Origin of the sequence: Streptococcus mitis, from assembly GCF_003942965.1 — a bacterium.
GTDB classification, from domain to species: domain Bacteria; phylum Bacillota; class Bacilli; order Lactobacillales; family Streptococcaceae; genus Streptococcus; species Streptococcus mitis_BH.
In genome coordinates this window covers 1-654 of sequence record NZ_RJOG01000089.1, presented here as the reverse complement: position 1 = coordinate 654, position 654 = coordinate 1, and the positions used below count along the sequence as shown (strand labels likewise).

Below are 654 nucleotides of genomic sequence, written 5' to 3'. Positions count from 1 at the left end.
CCGTACATTGGATACTTTATGTTTTATCTAGGGGTTAGTCATTATTACAGAGATGGCATTACGAAGAAGAGTCCTTGTGTTAGTTTGTATGAGAATTTTATAAAGGAGTCTGCTTTTATTGCGAAGCAATCTCAAGAAGTTGTTCGAAAATACCGTTTACTAAGAATGTATTTCATAGCGCCAAAATATTTTTTAACGATTACTCATCCAGTGTATCAGTTTCTGTATAAAGGATGGAGTAAATTTAGAAAGTTGATTCACAAAAGACAAATGAAGGAGCTTATGAACAAAAATGATTAGTATAATCGTTCCAGTTTATAACGTGGAAGAATATCTGGAAGAATGTCTAGAAAGTATTCGAAAGCAAACCTATCAAGACATTGAAGTCATCTTAGTCAATGATGGTTCAACAGATGGCTCCCAAGCTATTTGTGAGTATTTTTGCCAAACAGATAATCGTTTCCGATTGATCAATCAAAAAAATCAAGGTCAAAGTGTAGCCAGAAATCGTGGTGTGAAAGAATCTATTGGCGAATACATCATGTTTGTTGATAGTGATGATGTTGTAAGTCTTGGTATGTTAGAACAACTAATGAAGTATATGTCTAATGGAATTGATATTGTAGAATGTGATAGAACTGAGGCTATTCAATG

1 protein-coding gene and 1 pseudogene are annotated in these 654 nt (G+C 33.5%); both read left to right on the top strand.

Translation table 11 applies throughout. The features are described 5' to 3' along the window. A pseudogene (locus D8837_RS09645) lies at positions 1–300 on the top strand (glycosyltransferase family 2 protein); the annotation flags it as partial. Beyond that, the coding region (locus D8837_RS09455) for a glycosyltransferase family 2 protein (protein ID WP_142999015.1) at positions 293–654 on the top strand (362 nt) is incomplete at its 3' end. The pseudogene D8837_RS09645 and the gene D8837_RS09455, both read left to right, overlap by 8 nt.